The sequence below is a fragment of the Microbacterium barkeri genome (assembly GCF_027921765.1).
Lineage (GTDB): Bacteria > Actinomycetota > Actinomycetes > Actinomycetales > Microbacteriaceae > Microbacterium > Microbacterium barkeri.
On record NZ_BSEJ01000012.1, the window covers coordinates 40,913 to 56,871 of the forward strand.

At 73.1% G+C, this 15,959-nt stretch carries 16 protein-coding genes; 7 read left to right on the forward strand and 9 right to left on the reverse strand.

The features are described from left to right. Positions 1–51 precede the first annotated feature (51 nt). Positions 52–1,695: a thiamine pyrophosphate-binding protein gene (locus PKE79_RS12335; protein ID WP_271173994.1), complete on the reverse strand. Its 1,644-nt coding sequence runs from the start codon at positions 1,693–1,695 to the stop codon at positions 52–54. Positions 1,696–1,970: 275 nt separating this feature from the next. On the opposite strand from PKE79_RS12335, the gene PKE79_RS12340 reads away from it, so the two are divergent. Then, positions 1,971–3,854 (forward strand): FAD-binding monooxygenase, encoded by a 1,884-nt coding sequence (locus PKE79_RS12340; RefSeq protein WP_271173995.1) that lies wholly within the window; start codon positions 1,971–1,973, stop codon positions 3,852–3,854. Positions 3,855–3,865: 11 nt separating this feature from the next. Here the strand turns inward: PKE79_RS12340 and PKE79_RS12345 are convergent, their stop codons facing one another. Beyond that, the gene (locus tag PKE79_RS12345) at positions 3,866–4,570 is read right to left on the reverse strand and encodes an IclR family transcriptional regulator (RefSeq protein WP_271173996.1); all 705 of its coding nucleotides are present in this window, start codon (positions 4,568–4,570) and stop codon (positions 3,866–3,868) included. A gap of 10 nt (positions 4,571–4,580) precedes the next feature. Beyond that, a complete protein-coding gene (locus PKE79_RS12350) occupies positions 4,581–5,234 on the reverse strand; it encodes a phosphoribosyltransferase (RefSeq protein WP_271173997.1) in 654 nt (217 codons plus the stop codon). Positions 5,235–5,472: 238 nt separating this feature from the next. Here PKE79_RS12350 and PKE79_RS12355 point away from each other — a divergent pair, with 238 nt between their 5' ends. After that, on the forward strand, positions 5,473–5,643 hold the full coding sequence (locus PKE79_RS12355; RefSeq protein ID WP_271173998.1) for a hypothetical protein: 171 nt from the start codon (positions 5,473–5,475) through the stop codon (positions 5,641–5,643). 144 nt (positions 5,644–5,787) lie between these two features. Further along, entirely contained in the window at positions 5,788–7,176 is a 1,389-nt protein-coding gene (locus PKE79_RS12360; protein WP_271173999.1) for a glycoside hydrolase family 43 protein, read from the forward strand. Between the two features lie 37 nt (positions 7,177–7,213). Here the strand turns inward: PKE79_RS12360 and PKE79_RS12365 are convergent, their stop codons facing one another. Then, positions 7,214–7,867 carry an SIMPL domain-containing protein gene (locus PKE79_RS12365; protein ID WP_271174000.1) on the reverse strand — a complete coding sequence of 218 codons (654 nt, stop codon included), beginning with the start codon at positions 7,865–7,867 and terminating at the stop codon, positions 7,214–7,216. A gap of 23 nt (positions 7,868–7,890) precedes the next feature. Next, positions 7,891–8,682: an aminotransferase class IV gene (locus PKE79_RS12370; protein ID WP_271174001.1), complete on the reverse strand. Its 792-nt coding sequence runs from the start codon at positions 8,680–8,682 to the stop codon at positions 7,891–7,893. Positions 8,683–8,727: 45 nt separating this feature from the next. On the opposite strand from PKE79_RS12370, the gene PKE79_RS12375 reads away from it, so the two are divergent. Continuing rightward, on the forward strand, positions 8,728–9,324 hold the full coding sequence (locus PKE79_RS12375; protein ID WP_271174002.1) for an anthranilate synthase component II: 597 nt from the start codon (positions 8,728–8,730) through the stop codon (positions 9,322–9,324). After that, positions 9,321–10,763: an anthranilate synthase component I family protein gene (locus PKE79_RS12380; RefSeq protein ID WP_271174003.1), complete on the forward strand. Its 1,443-nt coding sequence runs from the start codon at positions 9,321–9,323 to the stop codon at positions 10,761–10,763. Before PKE79_RS12375 ends, PKE79_RS12380 begins: the two co-directional genes overlap by 4 nt. Here PKE79_RS12380 and PKE79_RS12385 read toward each other — a convergent pair. The 4 genes from PKE79_RS12385 to PKE79_RS12400 form a co-directional block, all read right to left on the reverse strand. After that, positions 10,748–11,392: a GntR family transcriptional regulator gene (locus PKE79_RS12385; protein ID WP_271174004.1), complete on the reverse strand. Its 645-nt coding sequence runs from the start codon at positions 11,390–11,392 to the stop codon at positions 10,748–10,750. The genes PKE79_RS12380 and PKE79_RS12385 overlap by 16 nt on opposite strands. Before the next feature lie 118 nt (positions 11,393–11,510). Then, a complete protein-coding gene (locus PKE79_RS12390) occupies positions 11,511–12,740 on the reverse strand; it encodes an MFS transporter (RefSeq protein WP_271174005.1) in 1,230 nt (409 codons plus the stop codon). After that, positions 12,737–13,189, reverse strand: coding sequence for a MarR family winged helix-turn-helix transcriptional regulator (locus PKE79_RS12395; protein ID WP_271174006.1), 453 nt, complete (start codon positions 13,187–13,189; stop codon positions 12,737–12,739). Before PKE79_RS12395 ends, PKE79_RS12390 begins: the two co-directional genes overlap by 4 nt. Before the next feature lie 76 nt (positions 13,190–13,265). Beyond that, a complete protein-coding gene (locus tag PKE79_RS12400; protein ID WP_271174007.1) occupies positions 13,266–13,553 on the reverse strand; it encodes a hypothetical protein in 288 nt (95 codons plus the stop codon). 171 nt (positions 13,554–13,724) lie between these two features. Between PKE79_RS12400 and otsA the strand changes: the two genes are divergently transcribed. Together otsA and otsB are read left to right on the forward strand one after the other, a co-directional pair. Beyond that, a complete protein-coding gene (gene otsA, locus PKE79_RS12405; RefSeq protein WP_271174008.1) occupies positions 13,725–15,140 on the forward strand; it encodes an alpha,alpha-trehalose-phosphate synthase (UDP-forming) in 1,416 nt (471 codons plus the stop codon). Next, complete coding sequence (otsB, locus tag PKE79_RS12410; RefSeq protein WP_271174009.1) at positions 15,137–15,934, forward strand: trehalose-phosphatase; 798 nt, start codon at positions 15,137–15,139, stop codon at positions 15,932–15,934. Before otsA ends, otsB begins: the two co-directional genes overlap by 4 nt. Positions 15,935–15,959: the final 25 nt, after the last annotated feature.

Here is a 15,959-nt window from a genome sequence, read left to right on the forward strand (position 1 = left end):
CACGGAAGGAGGCCGCCCGGTGATCCGGGCGGCCTCCTCGGCGCCGACGCCTCAGCTGTTCACGCGGATGACCTCGCGCTGATACGGGGCGATGACCGACCGGCTCACGCGGAGGTCGAGCAGGAGGAACGGCCGCTCCTCGACGGGGCGCGCGGTCCAGCGCGCGAGGTGCTCGAGGTCGGCGAGGTCGCGCACCACCACCCCCTCGGCTCCCATCGCCGCGCCGAGCGCGGCGAAGTCGACGTCGGGGATGAGCATGGGCGCCTCGGCGAGGCCCTTGAGCCCGTAGAGGTTCACCTCGGCGCCATACGCCCCGTCGTTCCAGACGACGCACATGCCCCGGCCGCCCGCGGTCCGGACGGCGGTCTCGAGATCCGCGAGCGCCATCAGGCCGCCCCCGTCGCCGGTCGTGAGCACGACCGTCGCCGACGGGGCGGCCTGCACGGCGCCCGCGACGCTCGGGAACCCCAGCCCGATCGACTGGTACGCGGTGCCGACCATGATCATCCGCTCGGGCGATGCGACCGGCCAGTACATGTTGGCCCACGCGATGAAGTGCCCGCCGTCGCTCACGACGATGCGGTCCTCGGGCAGGAGCTCGCCGATGCGCGCCGCGGCGCTGCGCGGGTCGAGCCGCCCGTCGGGTGCCGTGCGCTCGCCCGGGTCCTGCGCGCGCAGGGGAGCGAGGTCGACGCTCTCGCGCCACCCCGAGGGCGTGGCCCCGTCGAGCGCGCGCACGAGGTGCTCGGCGATCACGCGCACGTCGCCCTGCAGGAACTCGCCGACGCGCGGATGGGTCGCCGTCGGCGCGACGTCGACCTGCGCGACGCGGGTTCCGGGCGAGAAGAGCTCGCCGAAGCGCATCGTGAACGGGCTGAGGGACGCGCCGAGAACGACGGCGACGTCGGCCTCGCGGATGAGCTCCATCGCCCCGGGAGCGCCGAAGCCTCCCGTCACGCCGAGATCGTGGCGCGGATCGGGGAAGACCCCGCGGCCGAGCGCCGTCGATGCCGTGATCGCCCCCGTCGCGTCGGCGAGTGCGCCCAGCGCGGCCCGCGCGCCGGCCAGGTGCGCACCGCGCCCTGCGAGCAGGAGCGGCCGCTCGGCCGCGGCGAGCGCCTCGGCGACGCGCGCGATCGCGGCGCGGGTGGCCGGCGACGGCTCCTGCGGCTGCGGCAGATGCAGGGGCGGCGTGGGCGGCACCTCGCCGGCCTCGAGGGTCGGCACGTCGTAGGGGATCGCGAGCACGACGGGGACGCGGTACGACAGCGCGTGCTCGATCGCGATCACGGTGCTCGCGGCGGCGTCCAGGCGTCCCGCGGTGTACGTGCGGACGCCGACGGCCGAGGCGAGCGCGATCTGGTCGACGTCCCACGGGCGGGGTCCGGATGTCGGCTCGTCCCCGACGATGAGGACGAGCGGCACGCGCGCCTGCGCTGCCTCGGCGAGCGCGGTGAGGGTGTTCGTGAAGCCCGCTCCGTACGTCGTCGTCGCGGCGGCGATCCGTCCGGAGGCGCGATAGTGCGCGTCAGCCGCGACCACGGCGCCCGCCTCGTGGCGGACGGCGGTGAACGACGCGGACGTGTGCCGCAGGATGGCGTCCAGGAAGTGGGCGTTGCCGTTGCCCATGAGGCCGAACACCTGGTCGATGTGGCGGGCGAGGGCGACGGCGACGTGCTGGGAGACATGGGGCATGGCAGGGCCTTTCGAGACGAGGGCGGGCGACGGTGCTCCGTATGTGTCTCGCTCGCGCCGCCGCGCGGCTTCGTGCCCCTTTTTCGAGCACCGGGCGCTCCCGCGGCCCGGACGCGACCATCCTATCGAATCGACGGGCAGATCGTATACGTTCTCTTGCCTCGACGGCGGATCCGGAGTACGCTCGGCTCATTCGATAAGAGAACGATGTGTTCGATTATCGAACTCGCGGCGCAGCAGCCTGCATCACCCACATCGACGTGAGGAGATCTCCCGTGCAGTTCCACCACCATGGCTACGTCTCCGGCGATCCGCGCGTGCAGCCGGCCGCGGGCGTCGGGCTGGAGCGCCCGGAGGAGCTCCCCGACGACGTCGACGTCCTCATCGTCGGCACCGGGCCCGCGGGCATCACCCTCGCGGCGCAGCTGTCGCAGTTCCCCGGGATCACGACGCGCATCATCGAGCGCCGCGGCGGACGGCTCGAGGTCGGCCAGGCCGACGGCATCCAGGCCCGCAGCGTCGAGACGTTCCAGGCGTTCGGCTTCGCGAACCGCATCATCGAGGAGGCCTACCGCATCACCGAGATGGCCTTCTGGAAGCCGGATGCCGCGCATCCCGAGAACATCGTGCGCACCGCGGTCGCGCCCGACGACCCGACCGGCATCAGCGAGTTCCCGCACCTCATCGTGAACCAGGCGCGCGTGCAGGACTACTTCCTCGAGGTCATGGCGCACTCGCCCACGAGGAACCGGCCGGACTACGGGTGGGAGTTCGTCGGGCTCGAGATCGGCGAGGGCGACCATCCGGTGTCGGTGACGCTGCGGCGCACCGTCGGCCCGGACCAGGGTGCCGAGCGCGTCGTCCGCGCGAAGTACGTCGTCGGCGGCGATGGGGCGCACAGCCGCGTGCGCGAGGCGATCGGCGCGACGCACCAGGGCGCGAAGGCGTTCCACGCGTGGGGCGTCATGGACGTGCTCGCCGACACCGACTTCCCCGACATCCGCCGCAAGTGCGCCATCCAGTCGCACGACGGCGGCAGCATCCTGCACATCCCCCGCGAGGGGAACCACCTCTTCCGCATGTACGTCGATCTCGGCGAGGTCCCGCCCGACGACGACGGCCGGGTGCGGCTGACGACGCAGGAGGAGGTCGAGGCCCGTGCCAACCAGATCCTCCACCCGTACACGCTCACCGTGCGGCACGTCGCATGGCGCAGCGTGTACGAGGTCGGCCACCGCGTCACCGATCGCTTCGACGACGTCGTCGAGCCGGGCTCGCGCACGCCGCGCGTCTTCATCATGGGCGACGCGTGCCACACGCACAGCGCCAAGGCGGGGCAGGGGATGAACGTGTCGATCCAGGACGGCTTCAACCTCGGGTGGAAGCTGGGCCACGTGCTCGAGGGCCGCGCGCCCGAGACCCTGCTCGCGACGTACTCCGCCGAGCGGCAGGTCGTCGCGCAGAACCTCATCGACTTCGACCGGAAGTGGTCGTCGCTCATGGCCGCGAAGCCCGACGAGCTGGACGATCCGACCGAGCTCGAGCGCTTCTACGTGCAGACGGCCGAGTTCCCCGCGGGGTTCATGACCGAGTACGCGCCGTCCATGATCGTGGGGGAGGGCGTGCATCAGGCGCTCGCCGCCGGGTTCCCGATCGGCAAGCGCTTCCGATCGCACCCCGTGGTGCGGGTGTGCGACGGCAATCCCGTGCACCTGGGGCACCACGCGCGCGCGGACGGCCGCTGGCGCATCTACGTCTTCGCGGGGGCGGATGGCCTCGCGCGCGGGTCGGAGACGGTCGAGTTCGCCGACTGGCTCGCGACCTCGTCGGCGTCGCCGCTCGCCGCGACGCCCGCCGGCGCCGACCGCGATGCGTGGTTCGACGTGAAGGTCGTCTACCAGGAGGCGCATCTCGACGTCGATCCGGGACGGGTTCCCGACGTGTTCCGGCCTCGGACGGGGCCGTTCCAGGTCGTCGACCACGAGAAGGTGTACGCGGCCGATCCGGGCGACGACATCTTCGACGTGCGCGGCGTCGACCGCTCGGGCGCCGTCGTCGTGGTGCGGCCCGATCAGTACGTCGCGCACGTCCTCCCGCTCGCGGCGCGCGACGAGCTCGCCGCGTTCTTCGCCGGCTGCGCGACCGCCGTCGACGCCTGAGCCGCTCCCGGTCAGGCCCCGTAGCGGCGCACGACGCTCGCGGCAGCGGACTGCAGGCGCGCGGCGATGGCCGCCGCATCGCGCGGCAGCGATACGTGGATGACCGCGATCGCGGCGGGCGGCTGACCCGGCACGGTCAGCGGGACTGCGACCGAGTGCAGCGACGAGACGACCTCGTCGTGGCTGACGGCGTAGCCGCGCGCGCGGCTCTCCGCGATCTCCGTGCGCAGCCGGTCGTCGACGTCGGCGGGCCAGGACTCCTCGGGGATGGACAGGAGGATCGCCTTGCCGGGGCCGCCCCGCGTGATGGGATGGCGGTGGCCGGGGCGGTAGGAGACGACGGCGATCGTCTGCCGCGGCGATGCGCTCAGCAGTGTCACGGCCTCGTCGCGGTCGAGCTGGATCGCGAGGAGGCAGGTCATCCCGAGCTCGTCGGCGACCGCCTCGAGATCGGGGAGCGCGGCCTGGCGGAGATCGCGCGAGACGCCGGCCGCCAGGGCGGCGAGGCCCGCGGCGAGCGCGACCCTGCCCGATTCGTCGCGGGAGACGAGTCCGTGGTCCTCGAGCGTGCGCAGCAGACGGTAGGCGACCGAGCGGTGCACGTCGAGGCGCGCCGCGAGCTCGTCGATCGTCGGATCGCGCTCGGAGGCGGCGATCAGCTCGAGCAGCCGGATGCCGCGGCTCAGCGTCTGCGATCCAGCTGCGGGTGCCGCCATGGGTTCGAGACTAGGACATGTCCCGCAGGGCGCGTGCGAGGAGCTCGCGCACCTCGTCGTCGCTCGTCTGATCGAAATGGTCGTACGCGGCGCCGACGGCCCACAGGCCCTCGGCCGCCCACGCGCACACCACCTCGTCGGCCTCGCGTGCGATGTCGTCGGCCGTCGTCCCGAGCGCGACGGGGACGGCGACGATGACGCGGGCGGGGGAGCCCGCGCGCACGGCGGCGACGGCGGCGCGCATGGTGGCGCCCGTCGCCAGGCCGTCGTCGACGAGCACGACCACGCGGCCGTCGATCCGCACGGGCGGGCGGCCGTCTCGGTACGCCCGCTGTCGGCGCCGCAGCTCGACCTCCTCATCGGCCCGCACGCCGGCCACCGCCAAGGGGTCGGCGATGGCCGGGTTCTCCACGGCGGCGAGGTCGTCGCGCCCGACCGCGGCGATCGCGCCCATGGCGACCTCGGGCTGTGCCGGATGGCCGAGCTTGCGCGCCACGAGCACGTCGAGCTCGGCCCCGAGCGCACGCGCGACCTCTGCCGCGACCGGCACGCCGCCGCGCGGGAGCCCCAGGACGAGGAGATCCGGCGTGCCGCGGAGATCCGCGAGCAGGTCGGCGAGCGCGCGGCCCGCCTCCGCGCGGTCGGCGAAGCGGTCGGTCCGCATCCTGTCAGCGCTCCTTCCCGCCCTTCCGTGGACACCTCCCTTCTGCCATGATCCTCCGGAGGATGCAATGGGTGAAGTCGAGGGTTAAATCCGCGACGCGCCCACCTCGCGGACGTCGAGGTGGCTTTACTGGAGGGCGGATGGGGAACGTCCTGGAGACCGAGGGGCTGCCCGCCGGACGGATCGGCGCGCAGGGGGATCACGGGGCGACTGGGGCCTCATCTGCAGGGAGACGGAAATGCCTTTCATCCGCTATGACGTGTGCGCAGAGGTGGGGGACTCCCGGCGTCAGACGAGCCACAGCATGCTCGCCGAGACGCCCGGCTTCTCTCAGAACGCCCACACCCCGTTCGCGCGCGAATCCGAGACGCGCGGACGCGTGATCGGAGGAGGCGGCATGGCCGCCTGACTCCGAGCGCCGTCGGGACGACGTCCCGCACGAGGTCGAGGGGAACGCGCCAGCGCGTTCCCCTCTCTCGTGCGGTTGACCCCTCGCGTCCGGTCCGGCTAGGGTCGGTGCAGTCCTGATCTACAACGTTGTAAAAGGAGTCAGATGACATCGCGCCGCTCTTCCGTTCTCCCGGCCGCGCTGCTGACGGCCACGCTCGTCGCGAGCGCGGCCGTGCCCGCCGCGGCCGCCCCGCCGACGGAGCCGGAGCCGGCACCGACCGGAGGCATCTCGGTCACCGGCCAGACCGCGCCGATCCACGACCCGTCGCTCTTCATCGACGAGAGCGACGGCACGTGGTACGTGTACTCGACCGGAGAGGTCGGCCGCGCGAACGGCGGGACGATCCAGACGTGGTCGTCGCACGACGAGGGCGTCACCTGGGAGTACGACGGCAACGTGTGGGACGAGATCCCCGCCTGGATCGACGACCACTTCGCCGACGGAGCACTGCCCGACAACCTGTGGGCGCCCGAGCTCTACGAGCACGACGGCACCTACTACCTCTACTACTCCGCGTCGCGCTTCGGCACGAACACCTCGGTCACGGCGCTCGCGACGAACACGACGCTCGACCCCGACGACCCCGACTACGCGTGGGTCGACCAGGGTCCCGTCATCGCGTCGCCCCAGCCCATCGCCGGCGGCAAGGAGTTCAACGCGATCGACGCCGGCATCATCGAGGACGCGGACGGGACGCCCTACATGGCGATCGGCTCGCACTGGTACGGGATCTTCCTCGTCGAGATCGCGTGGCCGAGCGGCAAGCCCGTGCCCGGCGCGCTCGAGAACGCCGTGCACCTCGTCGACCGCTTCGCCCCCGGCAATCGCGTCGAGGCGCCGTTCATCGAGGAGCACGACGGCTGGTACTACCTCTTCGTCTCCTTCGACGCCTGCTGCCAGGGTGCGGACAGCACCTATCACGTCGCGGTGGGGCGCTCGCGGTCGGTCGCGGGCCCGTACCTCGACAAGGACGGCCGCGACATGCTCGGCGGGGGAGGGAGCACGCTGCTCCACACCCACGGCGCGATCGTCGGCCCGGGCGGGCAGTCCGTCGACGACGGCGTGCTCGCCTTCCACTACTACGACGCGGCCAACGAGGAGATCCCGTACTTCCCCCGTCTCGGTCTCCACCGACTCGCGTGGGAGGACGGATGGCCCGTGGTCGATCAGACGGCCGGGCTGCCCGAGATCGCCGTGCAGCCGGACGACGCGACGGCGCGCAGGAACGGATCGGCGCAGTTCGCGATCGAGGTCTCGGGTGCGCCGACTCCGGTCGTGACGTGGGAGACATCCGCCGATGGCGGCGCGACGTGGGAGCCCGCGGCCGGCTCGACCGCGCAGATCGCGACGGACGGCTCGGCGTCGTACCGCATCGAGAAGGCGCGCTCCGAGAGCGACGGGCTGCTCGTGCGCGCGACGGTCGAGAACGCCCACGGCCGGGTGCAGAGCGACGTCGCCCAGCTCTCGGTCGCGAAGCCCGGACGACGATGACCGCCTGAGGCGGCGGGCGCGTGCGGCGCCCGCCGCCTCAGCGCGCGGCGAACCGCGCCTCGACGGCGGCCGCCACGACGATGTCGTCGGGGCGGTAGCTCACGGCGGCCTCTGCGGCGTCGAGCGCCGTCGCGCGCATCGCGCGAAGCGGCCGCGGGCCGCCGTCGGGGGCGAGGAAGCCCGGGTCGGCCACCTCGAGCGGGACGACGGAGTGCAGGCCGAGCGCCTCGGCATACGCCTTCGCCCTCGCGACCGCGATGCCCACCGCCCGCGCGGCGACGTCGCGCTCGAGGGCGGCCCGCGTCTGCGCGGTGAGGTGCCAGTGCACCTCGCCGATCTCGACGTCGTCGAGCGCCGATGCGTCCGACACCCACGCCGACAGATCGCCGGCGTCGGCGAACGTCGCCGTGAAGTCGACCGCGGCCGTGTGCACGGGGTCGTGGCGGACGCCGCCGTCGCCCCACGGGCGCTCGGCGCGCACGGCGAGACGCGTGCTCGACCAGTCGAGGATCGACCCGGCCGCGCGCGCCGCGGCGATCCGCTCGCGGACCGTCTCAGCGCGCGCGAGGACGCGCCGCACGACCTCGTCGCGCGCCGGCGCGTCGGCGCGCACGGAGAGATGGAGGGTCGCCCGCTCGGGGGCCCTGCGCTCCTCATCCTCGCCGCGCACCGTGATGATGACATCGCTCATGGCGCGACTCTACGCGGGCGCCCTCACACCTGCTCGAGGGGGATCCCGAGATAGGCCGTCTCGAGCCGCTCGAGCGCCGGGTGCGCGGGATCCCACGCGACCCCGTCGATGCTCGCGATGGGCCGCACACCGAATCCGGCGTTCGTCGCGAACGCCGCGTCCATCCGGGGGAGATCCGCCGGCGTCACGGCTGCGGTCGAGCTCGGCACCGAGTGCGCGCGCAGCGCGTCGTCGAGAACCGCCGCCGTGACACCGGGCAGCGCGTCGGCGGCCGGCCAGACGACGTCGCCGTCGCGCACGAACCCGAGGTTCCAGGTGGGCCCCTCCGCGAGCCGACCGGCGTCGTCGGCGAAGACGGCGTCATCCCACCCGTCGCGCTGCGCCTCGGCGCGGGCGAGCAGAGCGCCGAAGAGGCCCGTGTGCTTGACGGCCGGGAGCTCGCGGGCGAAGCGGACCGTGCGCACGCGCAGGGCGGGAGGCCGCGCGGGGGCGGCAGGGCGCGGCGTCATGAGCACGCGGGGGCGAGCCTCCGCTCCGGGTCTCTCGACCCCGAGCCGCGGGTCGAACACCGTCACCCGCACGATGACGGGGTCCGGCTCGTCGGCGATCGCCGCGCGCAGCTGATCGCGCGCGGTCGCGATGTCGAGCTCGGCGCGGAACACCGTGCGGCAGTCCCGCGCGAGCCGCGCGAGGTGCCGCGCGAGGCCGCGCACGCCGCCGCGCTCGACCCGCATCGTGGTGAAGTGGCCGAAGCCCGTGAGCGCGAGCGGCTGGAGATCGGCCGCCGACGCGGGCGCCCCGTCGAGCAGCTGCATGCGCCCAGTCTCGCACCCGTCCGCGCGTGCCCCAGAATGGTGTCGATGACGAAGGGACAGGCAGGCGAGCGCCGAGTGCTCCTCGTCGACAACTACGACTCGTACACGGGCAACCTGCTGCAGCTCATCTGGAGCGCGACGGGCGTGGAGCCGCACCTCGTGCAGAACGACGACGTCGACGTCGACCACCTGGCGAGGTACTCGCACGTCGTGCTCGGCCCGGGGCCCGGCACACCCCATCGCGCGAAGGACGTCGGGCGCGGCTTCGAGGTGCTCGAGCGCGCGGCGGTGCCCGTGCTCGGCGTGTGCTTCGGATTCCAGGCGATGGCGGTCGCGCTGGGCGGGCGCATCGTGCCGGCCCCGCGCCCCGCGCACGGGCGGATCGACCGCATCGCGCACGACAGGTCCGCGCTGTTCGCGGGCGTGGGCGACGGGTTCGACGCCGTCCGCTACCACTCGCTCGTCGTGGCCGAGCCCGCTCCGGCCGCGCTGCGCGTGACCGCCCGCTCGGAGGACGGGCTCGTCATGGCGGGGGAGTGCGTCGAGCGGGGCTGGTGGGGCGTGCAGTTCCATCCGGAGTCGATCGGGACCGGCGCGGGCGGTCGGATCGTCGAGAACTTCCTCGCACAGGAGCGCGCATGACGGGCTCGACGGGGCGCCCCGGCACGTGGCTCGCGTGGACGCGCACGCTGCCGCTCGAGGGCGACACCGAGGCGATCTTCGCCGCGCTGCACGGCGCGGACGGCGGGACAGCGGTCTGGCTCGACAGCGCCCAGCAGGCGTACGGCATGGGCCGCTGGTCGATCATCGGCGCGCCGGAGGGGCCGCGCGATCACGTCGTGGAGTTCTGGGCGGCGGACGGCCGGGTGCGGATCGACGGGGCCGACGCGGGATCGGGGATCGACCTGTGGGAGCTCCTCGCCGAGCGCCTCGACGCGAACCCGGTCGATGCGCCGGCCGATCTCCCGTTCGCCGGAGGCTACGTGGGCGCGATCGGCTACGGCGTCAAGGACATCGGCACGCGGCGGCGGATGCCCGAGCCCGACGCCCAGCTCGTGCACCTCAGCCGGTTCGTCGTCGTCGACCACGTCGACGCCGTCGTGCAGGTCGTCGCGACCGGTCCCGCATCCGACGAGGCGGACGCGCGCTCCTGGATCGCCGCGACGGCCCGCCGGCTCGGCGAGATCGCGCCGCTCGCGCCGCCGCTCGCGCCGCCGTCCGCGGGCGCCGCTGAGGCCTCGGTGACCCGCGTGCGCTACCGGCGCGACCTCGACGCCGTCCGCTCATGGCTCCTCGCGGGGGACTCCTACGAGGCCTGCTACACCTACACGCTGCGGTGCCCGGTCGACGACGCGCCCTTCGAGGCGTACCGGCGGCTGCGGCGCGCCAACCCCGCTCCCTACGCGTCGTACCTGCGGATGCCGGGCCGGACCATCCTGTCCTGCTCGCCCGAGCGCTATCTCACGGTCTCGCGCTCGGGCTGGGCCGAGACGAAGCCGATCAAGGGCACCGCGCGACGCCTCGCCGATCCCGCGGCCGACCGCGCGGCGGCGGCCGCGCTCGCCGCGGACCCGAAGACGCGCAGCGAGAACCTCATGATCGTCGACCTGCTGCGCAACGACCTGGGCCGGATCAGCGCCCCGGGCACCGTCGACGTGCCCCAGCTCATGGCCGTGGAGACGTATGCGACGGTGCACCAGCTCGTGACCTCGGTGCGGGCGCGCCTGCTGCCGCGCCCCGCCGCGGGCGTGCGGGCCGCGGGGGCGCTGTTCCCGCCGGGGTCGATGACGGGTGCGCCGAAGCGGCGCACGGTCGAGCTGCTCGATGCGCTCGAGGCGGAGCCGCGCGGGGTCTACGCCGGGGTCATTGGCGCCTTCTCGCGCTGCGGAGCCGTCGACCTGTCGGTCGTCATCCGCACCGCGGTCGTCGCCGACGGCGTCGCGCGCATCGGCACGGGCGGCGCGATCACGATCGACAGCGATCCCGCGGCCGAGGCCGACGAGACCGTCGCGAAGTCGGCGGCGATGCTGCGCGCCTTCGGCTGCACGCACCCCTTCGAAGACGGTCAGAGTCGCGCGTAGATCGCGTGGATCTCCCGGATGATCCGCTCGACGCCGTCGGCATCGCGCTCCGAGAGCGCCTCGCGCAGCCGCCGGTACCCGTCGCCCATCGCCGCGAGCAGGTCGTCCGGCACCGACTCGACGCCGTGCACCGCTCGCGCGAGCGCGAGGTTGATGTCGCGCGACGCGAGCTGGAGCTGCCGGCTGCGCGACTGCGCGAGGAGGTCGAGGTAGAAGTCGTCGAGCCGCTTCCGATGGGCGTCGGCGTCGCCGGTCTCGGCGAGGATCGCGTCGAGGAGCGAGAGCGCGTGCGCGAGCTCGTCGTCGGTCATCCGCTCGGCCGCGAGGCGCCCCGCCCATCCGGCCTGGTTGCCCGCGTACTCGAAGGCGTCCCGGGCGATCTCGGGCGTCATCTCGGTCACGCGCGTGTATCTGCTCGCGACCATCTCGATGAGGCCGATGCGCTCGAGATGGAGGAAGGCCTCACGCACCGGCATGCGGGACACGCCGAGCTGGGCGGCGACCTCGTCGTCCTTGATCTGGGCCCCGGGCGCGAGCTCTCCCGACACGATCGACGCGGCGATGCGCTCGAAGACGAGCTCGCTCAGTCGAGTGGGTGCCGGGGGCCGCAGGGGCGTGAAGTCGCTCATCGCGATACCGATATGACGCGCATGTTCGCAGTGTAGGGCCGCGCGCGCTCCGGGCGCGATACCCAGGTGCCCGTGGAGTCGCGGCGCGCTCGGCGCCGAGACTCCACGGGGCGCCGCATCAGTCGGCGTCGCCGACGAGGACGGCCTGAGCCTGGTCGACCGCGGTCTCGTGGCCCGTGTCGGCGCGCGCGAGCAGACGGCGTCCGCTCACGACGATGACGGCGGCGATGAGCGCGGCGATCGCCCCGAACACGTAGGGCGCGGTGTCGCCCCAATGCTCGGCGAGCACGGCCGCGAGGGGCGGCGCGGCGGCGCCGCCGAGGAAGCGCACGCCCGAGTACGACGACGACGCGATCGAGCGCGGGATGTCGGTCGCCTCCATCACGGTCTCCGTGAGGATCGTGTTCATGAAGCCGAACAGCAGCCCGCCCACGACGATGCACGTCACGAGCGCGGGCTTGCTGTGGACGAGGAGCCCCGCGACGACGAGGTCGACCGCGATGAGCGGGAGGATGATCGCGATCGCCGTCGTCCTGCGCACGACGTGCAGGAGCAGCGGCGCGCCCCAGATCGAGGTGATCGCGAGGCCGAGCCCCCAGCCGAAGAAGGTGAAGCCGATGCCGAGCGCCGAGAAGCCGAGCGGGAACGGCGAGTAGGCGAGCAGGACGAAGAACGCGATGTTGTAGAAGATCGCGGCCGTCGCGAGCAGGCCGAGTGCCGGCGTCGCGAGCGCGCGGAATGCCGCCGTGAGGCGCACGGGCTCCGGGCGGTCGGCCGGTGCCCTGAGCAGCACGGCGATCGCCATGATGGCGATGGCCATGAGGGTCGCGACGCCGAAGAAGGGAGCGCGCCAGGTCACCTCTCCGAGCAGACCGCCGACGAGCGGGCCCACGGCGAGACCGAGGCCGAGCGCGGCCTCGTAGAGCATGATCGCGTTCGCGCTGCCGCCGGCCGCCGCGCCGACGATCGTCGCGAGGGCCGTCGAGATGAAGAGCGCGTTGCCGAGGCCCCAGCCCGCGCGGAAGCCGATCACGGCGTCGACCGAGCCGCTGACAGCGCACAGGAACGCGAACACGAGGATGAACCCGAGCCCGATGAGGAGGGTGCGCTTGGCGCCGATGCGGCTCGAGACGAAGCTCGTGAAGAGCATCATGAGCCCCGTGATGACGAGGTAGCTCGTGAAGAGCAGCTCGCTCTCGGCGGGGGTCGCGTGCAGCTGCTCCGCGATCGCGGGCAGGATCGGGTCGACGAGGCCGATCCCCATGAACGCGACGACGCTCGCGAATGCGACCGCCCACACCTGCATCGGCTGGCGCCAGATCGACGCCGTTCTCTCTCCTGAGCTCATCGTGCCGAGCTCTCCTCTCCGTTCGCGGGCCGCGCGTCGGCCATCCGCTGCGTGAGCAGCTCGGCCGAGGTGCGCAGCGCCTGCCATTCGCTGTCGCTGAGATCCGCGAAGCGGGGGAGGAGCGCCTCGACGAGCTGCACGCGCCATGCGGCGTACGCCTGCTCGCCGCGCTCGGTGGCGGCCACGCGCACCGCGCGCGAGTCGTCCGGGTCGGGCTCGCGCGCGACGAGCCCCGCGTCGGCCATGCCGCCGATCAGGCGCGTGACGCCCGGCTGCGTGATGCGGCTGAGTCGAGCGAGCTCGCCGATGCGCAGCGGCCCCCGTTCGCGGAGGATCGCGAGGGTCCGCCACTGTGCGGCGGGCGCCTCGTTCCGGGTCTCGAGCGCCGCCACGCGGGTGAGCGCGTGCGCCGCGACGATGATGCTCTCGAGGTCCCGTGCGCGATCCATGTCAACAGCATACCGCAGTTATATAACCACGGTATGGATATGGGGACGACGGAGCGACGAGCTGACGCCGCGAGCGTCAGCGGCGCTTGCGGCCGCGCGTGCCCTTGTCCTTCTTGCCGGGCTTCGGCGTGCCGGCGTACTTGTACTCCTTGCCGGCGATGGGGGAGTCCTCGGGGACGGCGCCGCCGCGCGAGGCGGTGCGGATGTCGCGGGCCTCGCCGATCGCGAGGGTGAGCGTGATCGCCCAGCTCAGCCAGGCGAGTGCGACGCGCCACGTGAACCGCTTGTCGTTCGATCCCTTCAGCAGCGAGTAGCCGCTCGTGATCGCGCCGAGGAGTCCGGTTCCCATGAGGTACTTGCGCATGCCCCCACGCTAGCGCGCGACCCGCGCGTGCGCAGAGGACGCCGTGGGGCTTGCGGCGTCTCGCGCGCGCTGGTATCGGACGCGGCGCCGTGCCGTCAAGGGCGCCGCGGGGGAGCGGGGTCGGCCGCGCGGCGCTGGCTAGACTGGCGAACCGGATACTCAAGGAGCGTCATGGCCGAAGCGGATCTCGTCGTCGTAGCAAATCGCCTTCCCGTGGATCGGATCGAGGACGAGACCGGCCAGCCGGCCTGGCGTCGCTCCCCGGGCGGTCTCGTGACGGCTCTCGAACAGGTCATGCACAAGGTCGACGGCGCGTGGGTGGGCTGGGCAGGCAAGCCGGGCCTCGACGTCGAGCCGTTCGACTTCGACGGCACGCACCTCGTGCCGATCCAGCTCAGCGCCGAGGAGCTCGAGGACTACTACGAGGGCTTCGCCAACGGCACGATCTGGCCGCTGTACCACGACGTCATCGCGACGCCGGTCTACAAGCGCCGCTGGTGGGACGCGTATGTCCGCGTGAACCGCCGCTTCGCCGAGGCCGCGGCCGAGGTCGCGTCGGAGGGCGGCTTCGTGTGGGTCCAGGACTACCAGCTCCAGCTCGTCCCGCAGATGCTCCGCGAGCTGCGGCCGGACGTCATCATCGGCTACTTCCACCACATCCCGTTCCCCGCCTACGGCCTCTACGCCCAGCTCCCGTGGCGCCGCCAGGTCGTCGAGGGTCTCCTCGGCGCCGACGTCATCGGGTTCCAGCGGGTCGCCGACGCCGGCAACTTCCAGCGCTCGGTGCGGCGCATCCTCCGCTACGCGACGAGGAGCGACACGATCACCATCCCGCAGCCGGACGGCACCGCGCGCACGGCGATCGCGAAGGCGTACCCGATCTCGATCGACGCGCAGTCCTTCATCGAGCTGGCCCAGGATCCGGCCATCCGCGCTCGTGCGAAGGAGATCCGCGAGCAGCTCGGCAACCCCTCCAAGGTGCTCCTCGGGGTCGACCGCCTCGACTACACCAAGGGCATCCGGCACCGGCTCAAGGCGTTCGGCGAGCTCCTGCAGGACGGCCGCGTGCAGGTCGGCGACGTCACGCTCGTGCAGGTCGCGAGCCCCAGCCGGCCGGGTGTCGAGGCGTATCAGGAGCTCCGCGACGAGATCGAGCTCACGGTCGGCCGCATCAACGGCGACTACGACACGATCCACCACACGGCCATCCGCTACCTCCATCAGGGATTCCCGCGCGAGGAGATGGTCGCCCTCTACCTCGCGGCCGACGTCATGCTCGTCACGGCCCTGCGCGACGGCATGAACCTCGTCGCGAAGGAGTACGTCGCCGTGCACTCGGACAACCGCGGCGTGCTCATGCTGAGCGAGTTCGCGGGGGCCGCCGATGAGCTCAGCAGCGCGCTGCTGGTCAATCCGCACGACATCGACGGCATGAAGGAGGCGATCATGCGCGCGATCGAGATGCCCCCGGCCGAGCAGTCGCGGCGGATGCGCAGCATGCGCCGGCGCGTGCTCGAGAACGACGTCGAGCGCTGGGGGCGCCGCTTCCTGGCCGACCTCGAGACCTACCGGGAGCGTCGCCGATGACCGGCGCGGCGCCCGTCGGCGACCCGCGCGCGCAGGCGGCCATCGCGTCGGTCGTGCAGACCCCGCGTCTGCTCGTGGCCCTCGACTTCGACGGCACCCTCGCGCCGCTCGTCGACGAGCCGCTCACGGCGAGGGCCATCCCCGAGGCCACGGCGGCGGTGGCGGCCCTCGCGGCCGCCCCCGACACGATCGTGGCGTTCGTCTCGGGGCGCACGCTCGCCGACCTCCGGGTGATCGCCGAGCACGACGACGCCTCGCCCGTGTGGCTCTCCGGCTCGCACGGCGCTGAGCACTGGCGGCCCGCGGGAGCGGCGCCCGCGCCCGCCGCCGACGACGCCGATGAGCGGGCCGCAGCCGCCGCGCTGGTCGACGCGGCCGAGACCGCCGTCGCGGGGATGACCGGCGCGTGGATCGAGCGCAAGGCATTCGGATTCGCGCTGCACACGCGGCTGGCCGACGACGCGACGACCGCGGCCGCGCAGGACGCGGTCGACCGCCTCGTGGCGGAGCGCGCACCGGGATGGCGTCGCCGGACGGGGCGGGACGTCGTCGAGTTCGCGTGGCGGCACGAGGGCAAGGACTCGGCCGTCGCCGCGCTGCGCGAGGCGACGGGGGCGACGGCCGTGCTCTTCGCGGGCGACGACGTGACCGATGAGGATGCGCTCCGCGCGCTCGGGGATGGCGACCTCGGCATCCGCGTCGGCGAGGGGGAGACCGCGGCCGCCGTGCGCGTCCCCGACGCCGCCGCTCTCGCCGCGCTGCTCAGCGAGATCGCGCGTCGTCGAGCATCCTGACCAGTCGCGCGCGCCCTGGTCGACC

Bases quoted from the DNA above. Each gene is read 5' to 3' on its own strand.
- PKE79_RS12345 (WP_271173996.1), bottom strand. From the start codon at position 4,570: ATGGCGGCACCCGCAGCTGGATCGCAGACGCTGAGCCGCGGCATCCGG.
- otsB (WP_271174009.1), top strand. From the start codon at position 15,137: ATGACCGGCGCGGCGCCCGTCGGCGACCCGCGCGCGCAGGCGGCCATC.
- PKE79_RS12375 (WP_271174002.1), top strand. From the start codon at position 8,728: ATGACGAAGGGACAGGCAGGCGAGCGCCGAGTGCTCCTCGTCGACAAC.
- PKE79_RS12370 (WP_271174001.1), bottom strand. From the start codon at position 8,682: ATGCAGCTGCTCGACGGGGCGCCCGCGTCGGCGGCCGATCTCCAGCCG.
- PKE79_RS12360 (WP_271173999.1), top strand. From the start codon at position 5,788: ATGACATCGCGCCGCTCTTCCGTTCTCCCGGCCGCGCTGCTGACGGCC.
- PKE79_RS12395 (WP_271174006.1), bottom strand. From the start codon at position 13,189: ATGGATCGCGCACGGGACCTCGAGAGCATCATCGTCGCGGCGCACGCG.
- PKE79_RS12400 (WP_271174007.1), bottom strand. From the start codon at position 13,553: ATGCGCAAGTACCTCATGGGAACCGGACTCCTCGGCGCGATCACGAGC.
- PKE79_RS12350 (WP_271173997.1), bottom strand. From the start codon at position 5,234: ATGCGGACCGACCGCTTCGCCGACCGCGCGGAGGCGGGCCGCGCGCTC.
- PKE79_RS12355 (WP_271173998.1), top strand. From the start codon at position 5,473: ATGCCTTTCATCCGCTATGACGTGTGCGCAGAGGTGGGGGACTCCCGG.
- PKE79_RS12390 (WP_271174005.1), bottom strand. From the start codon at position 12,740: ATGAGCTCAGGAGAGAGAACGGCGTCGATCTGGCGCCAGCCGATGCAG.
- PKE79_RS12335 (WP_271173994.1), bottom strand. From the start codon at position 1,695: ATGCCCCATGTCTCCCAGCACGTCGCCGTCGCCCTCGCCCGCCACATC.
- PKE79_RS12365 (WP_271174000.1), bottom strand. From the start codon at position 7,867: ATGAGCGATGTCATCATCACGGTGCGCGGCGAGGATGAGGAGCGCAGG.
- otsA (WP_271174008.1), top strand. From the start codon at position 13,725: ATGGCCGAAGCGGATCTCGTCGTCGTAGCAAATCGCCTTCCCGTGGAT.
- PKE79_RS12380 (WP_271174003.1), top strand. From the start codon at position 9,321: ATGACGGGCTCGACGGGGCGCCCCGGCACGTGGCTCGCGTGGACGCGC.
- PKE79_RS12385 (WP_271174004.1), bottom strand. From the start codon at position 11,392: ATGAGCGACTTCACGCCCCTGCGGCCCCCGGCACCCACTCGACTGAGC.